General features: G+C 61.9%; 5 protein-coding genes. 2 read left to right on the top strand and 3 right to left on the bottom strand.

What is annotated here, in order from left to right; translation table 11 throughout:
* Positions 1-500, bottom strand: a 500-nt coding sequence (locus tag GVN21_RS20135) for a terminase small subunit (protein ID WP_166576526.1), incomplete at its 3' end; no start/stop codon positions are given.
* 96 nt (positions 501-596) lie between these two features.
* On the opposite strand from GVN21_RS20135, the gene GVN21_RS20130 reads away from it, so the two are divergent.
* Positions 597-869, top strand: a complete 273-nt coding sequence (locus GVN21_RS20130) for a hypothetical protein (protein WP_166576525.1) — start codon at positions 597-599, stop codon at positions 867-869.
* A 4-nt stretch (positions 870-873) separates the two neighbouring features.
* On the opposite strand, the gene GVN21_RS20125 is transcribed toward GVN21_RS20130, so the two are convergent.
* On the bottom strand, positions 874-1,794 hold the full coding sequence (locus tag GVN21_RS20125; RefSeq protein WP_166576524.1) for a DNA adenine methylase: 921 nt from the start codon (positions 1,792-1,794) through the stop codon (positions 874-876).
* Positions 1,791-3,176: a hypothetical protein gene (locus GVN21_RS20120; protein WP_166576523.1), complete on the bottom strand. Its 1,386-nt coding sequence runs from the start codon at positions 3,174-3,176 to the stop codon at positions 1,791-1,793. The genes GVN21_RS20125 and GVN21_RS20120 overlap by 4 nt, the downstream gene beginning before the upstream one ends.
* A gap of 264 nt (positions 3,177-3,440) precedes the next feature.
* On the opposite strand from GVN21_RS20120, the gene GVN21_RS20115 reads away from it, so the two are divergent.
* Positions 3,441-4,678: hydrolase (locus GVN21_RS20115; RefSeq protein ID WP_166576522.1), on the top strand; the 1,238-nt coding region annotated here is incomplete at its 3' end.

The raw sequence follows: 4,678 nt of genomic DNA, 5'->3' as shown, positions 1-4,678 counted from the left end.
CCCCGCTCCCCCCGCTCCAGCGCCCCCAGCAGCCGGCTGAGCGCGAACACCTTCGCCCCCATGCGCACGCGGATGTGGCGGCGGTGGGCGCCGGTCTTGCGGTTCCAGGTCTCGTCGATGGTCAGTTCGCGGAAACCCGCCGCCTGGGCGCGGGTCAGCTTCGACAGGTCGAGCTCCAGCCGCCCGCCGCCCTGGGCCACGGCCACGTAGTCCAGCAGGTTGGAGAAGGCGATGGCCTTCAACTCCTCCAGCACCGACTCCTTGGACACCGGCGCCGCCCGCGCCGCCCGCGCCGCCCGCCCGGCCTGCAGCGCCGCCTGCACCTGGGGCCGGGCCAGCAGCTTGCGGGCGGTGTGCTTGGCGGCGACGGGGCGATAGCCGGCCCGGCGGGCGGCCTCGGCGGCGTTGTCCTCATGCAGCAGCAGGTCGACGAACCGCTGCTGGCGGGCGGTCAGGGGCTTGTCCGCTGGGTTGGCGGCGGGCGGGACGTTGGCGGGCATGGGGCTCTCCGGCTGGTCCGCTAATCGAAGCGGCCGGCGATTATCCCATTGACTCCATCAAGAACAAAATAAGAACATGCGTCCATGGAGCCCGCCATGCAGACCCTCAACGACCTCGATCCCGACACCCGCCGCCTGGTCCGCACCGCCGCCGTGGCGGAGATCCAGCTGTTCCAGGCCGCCGACGACCCCCGCAGGATCGAACAGCTAGCGCAGGCCGGCCGCGAGGGCTGCGCCGAGGGGGAGGTGGGGGCCTGGGTCTCCCAGGCGCAGGAGGAGATGGCGGCGGAACTGCGGGCGCGACAGCGGGAGCTGGCGGCGGCGTGTGGGGCGTTGGGGAGTGTGGTGCGGGTGATGGTGCGGGGGTAGGGGGCTAGCTTGAGAGCACTGGTGTTGAAAGCCCACGCCCCAGTTCAATCATTGATCCTTGAACATCTGGGATCTTAAGGTTAGGACTAAAGAACATCGCCTCAACGCCACGCACCTTCTCGCGAGCACTGTAGCCGATAGTGTATCGCAGAGCGCTTTCATCGCGATAGAGGTCGTGAATTGGGCCTGCATCGTCGTAGGAAACAACCCAGCTAACGTCCTTCAATCTGTGCGTCGCAAATGCCACGTTTGCATGGTCGTCGTGCTTGTAGAAATTGTAGTATAAATCTCGGCCCTTTTCATAGTATGGGGGATCAAGGTAGATCAGGGTCTTCCTAGGCCACGATTTTGCTTTCTGATCGAGAAATTCTACAGCATCCAGATTAGATAGATCGATACGGTTACGCGCCCGGGCAATTCGCCGTATTCTTTCGACGAGGTCTTGCTTGTTGTAGCGAGCGTCCAGCTTCCATGGGCCGGATTGATCCTTTCCGCCAATTGCGCCGCCGTTCAGAATTCCCGAGCGATTGGTACGGTTTAGAAAAAATGTGGCAAAGCCCAGCGTTAGCCCGTTAGCATTGGGCGTCATTAGCCATCTCTTGGCCTCTGCCCTTGTCTCCATGTTGACTGGAGTGTTTTCGATCAATTTGACCAAGTCGTCTGTCCTGTGGAGGACAGACTGCCAGAACTCGAATACCGGTCGGTTCAGGTCGTTGATCGCAACGCGCCTAACGATGCCCGTTAAAAGAAGCTCCCAAGCCACTGCGGCGCCGCCGGCGTAGGGTTCGACATAGGTCCCATCGGAAAGGCCGTTCTGCCTTATGATCTCTGCGATGAACTTCGCGAGTTTTCCCTTGCCGCCCGGATACCGGAGGGGCGAGTAGTGTCCGGAAGGCGTGGTTGTCCTTATGTCTGAGCCCGTCATTTGGCGGGCCCGAAGATTGCCGCGAAGAGCGGAACTGCGTGGTCCCAGGCGACGCGGAGGTCGTCACTGGTCGGCATCTGCCATTTGCTATGCACGTACCCGTTCAAGGCTCCGACCGACATCGCTCCAACTTTTGCCGTAAGGGTGGCCTTAATCGGGGTGAGGTCCCCCTTTTGCGCTAAGCCCTTGCTGTAGATGTCGGGTATAATTGCTTCCAATCGTGCTTGGAGGGTTAACTCCTTACCCGATTGAATAGGCGAAATGTTGTTCCTTCGCATATATGTATCGACGGAATATTCTATCATCGCCCTGAAGCAAAATGCGCAGCTAAGCGGCGTGTCTTTCAGTCGGAGCTTTGATGATTCCCGAAGTAGTTGCTTTCCCTTCTCGCCGTCTGGGATGGCAAAGGCGTGGCGACTGGGAGCGAGCGTGGACCGGAGCGGGGCAACCTTTTTGGTCTTTGGCGCCGGATTGCTGGATGCCTTTGCCTTCTGCCTCGGCCGATCTTTAGAGTCCTTCACCAACGTTGTGGAGAAGGGATGCAATTTGCTCCCTTTGTCGGGTTTTGTCTTAATGGACGATTTCAAATTTTCAAAATATTCTTCTATATCAGATGCTTTATTGTAATTCCGAGTGTTTATCTCGCCGTCAGCGATATCGGAAAAGATCTGACTCAATGACTCAATTTCAAACAACGGGTCAGTAGAGAACGTGGGGCCTTGCGTTTTATCTGCTACCGAAAAGCCAAGAAATTGCCGACCAGCCTTGGAGTCGAGGAAGCGCTTCAGGCTGCTGGTGTTTTTTTCCACCGCAGTTCTTATCCGATACCATTCAGCCTCGGAAAACGTGGAGTTTTTCTCGACGAATTGAAGAACGTCGATAACAGTTCGATCGTTCTGAAAGCGCTGTATTTCTAGCGCCCCCCAATGAATGCGGCCCTCTCCATCCATACCTCGACCGTGGCGCCGTTCGATCCAATCGCGGGCCTCAGGGCGTCCTTCGAACAGTACACAGTCCACCGTGAAATCTGGTGCAAAGGTGAAGTTCTCGGCCTCTTTAGCGAGAGGACGGATGATTGTGTCGGATAGGGACGTGCCTTTCAGAAGCAGCGGGTTCTTGAGGACCTTCAGAGCAGCCAAGCGCCGGTTTCCGTCAACGACTGTGAAGCCGCCGTCGCTGTCCTCGTCTTGGATGAGGTAGAAGGCATCGCCTGGATCAAGACCGTGATCCTTGATGCTCCTCATCATGTTACGAAAGTTGCGCCCGCTCAGCGATATGACGGCCCTTAGTGCGTTGGCCTGACTGTCAACTTGCCCCGTCCGAGGGTTTTCCAAGTCCAACAACAGGTCGTCTATATCGAGTTCAAGCTTCTCGTGTCGCACGGCAGTCCCCCCTGAGGCGCATGGGTTAGATGCGCAGCCCATAGTAGAACAACTCGGCCGACCGCGCCGGAAGCCTTAACTGTCTTGTCTGCGGCACCATTCAAACTCCGGGAGGACTTCACCCCACGTCATCCCTCGGCTAACACTGCTCCTCATCCCGCGACTCCCGTCTTGCGCCATTCCGGGCGTCGCTTTCGCAGTTCCTCCCACGTCGACCTGGTCCGTGGGGCAATGGCGTAGTCGTCTGGTCCGATGAGGCAAGCAATGCTGGTGACGCCGCAGGAGCGGTTGGTTCTGGAGTCCATCGCCTCGGGCGGGGAGGCTCTGGTTGCGCGGGCCGTGGGGTGGTGCGGGACCAATAGCGGGAGCCGGAATCTGGGGGGGCTGCGGGCCACGCTGGGGATGCTGACGGAGGCCTGGGGGGCGGCGTTCCCGCAGGCTGTGGTCAGCCATGAGGCGATGGCGCCGATGGTGGAGATCGGGGCCGATGGGCGGGAGACGACGCATGAGCCGCCGCCGGCCCTGTTGCTGACCTGTCGGCCGGAGGCGCCGGTGCAGGTGGTGCTGACCGGGCACTATGACACGGTGTTTCCGGCGGGCAGTCCGTTCCAGGCGGTGGTGGCGCGCGGGGATGGGGCGCTGAACGGGCCAGGGATCGCCGACATGAAGGGCGGGATCTCGGTGATGCTGGGGGCGCTGGAGGGGTTTGAGCGGTTCGGCGGCTGTGAGGCCGTGGGGTGGCGGGTGCTGCTGAGCCCCGACGAGGAGATCGGGTCGCTGGGCAGCGGGCCGATGTTGGCGCGGATCGGTCGGCTGGGCCATGTGGGGATGACCTATGAGCCGGCGCTGGCCGACGGGACCCTGGCCGGGGCGCGCAAGGGCAGCGGCAATTTCCATGTGAAGGTGACGGGCCGGTCGGCCCATGCGGGCCGGGCGTTCGACGAGGGGCGCAATGCGGTGACCGCGGCGGTGCGGATCGCCGGGGCGCTGGACGGGCTGAACGGGCGGCGCGAGGGGGTGACGGTGAACGTGGCGCGGATCGACGGGGGATCGGCGCTGAACGTGGTGCCGGACCTGGCGGTGGTGCGGTTCAACGTGCGGTTCCCGGATGACGAGGGGCGGCGGTGGCTGGAGGGGGAGGTCGAGGCGGCCTGTGGATGTGGGCGCGGGGATGGGTTGGGGGTGAAGGTGTTCGGCGGGGTGACGCGGGCGGCCAAGCCGTTCAACGCGGCACAGGCCGGGCTGTTTTCGGCGGTGCGGGATGTGGGGGCGGCGCTGGGTCAGGAGATTGCGTGGAAGGCTTCGGGCGGGGTTTGTGAGGGGAACAACCTGTTTGCCGTGGGGCTGCCAAATGTGGACACGCTGGGGGTGCGGGGCGGGGATATTCACAGCGAGGACGAGTTTGCCTGGCCGGAAAGCTTTGCGGAGCGGGCGCAGCTGTCGGCGTTGATGTTGATGAAGATGGCGAGCGGGGAGGTGGATGCTCGGGGGCTGCATCGGAT

The organism is Caulobacter sp. SLTY, from assembly GCF_009905535.1.
Lineage (GTDB): Bacteria > Pseudomonadota > Alphaproteobacteria > Caulobacterales > Caulobacteraceae > Caulobacter.
Note: the sequence above shows the minus strand (reverse complement) of the source record. Positions and strands in the feature narration are given on the sequence as shown.

Excerpts from the sequence above, each read along its gene's own strand:
- GVN21_RS20130 (WP_166576525.1), top strand. The coding sequence starts at position 597 with ATGCAGACCCTCAACGACCTCGATCCCGACACCCGCCGCCTGGTCCGC.
- GVN21_RS20125 (WP_166576524.1), bottom strand. The coding sequence starts at position 1,794 with ATGACGGGCTCAGACATAAGGACAACCACGCCTTCCGGACACTACTCG.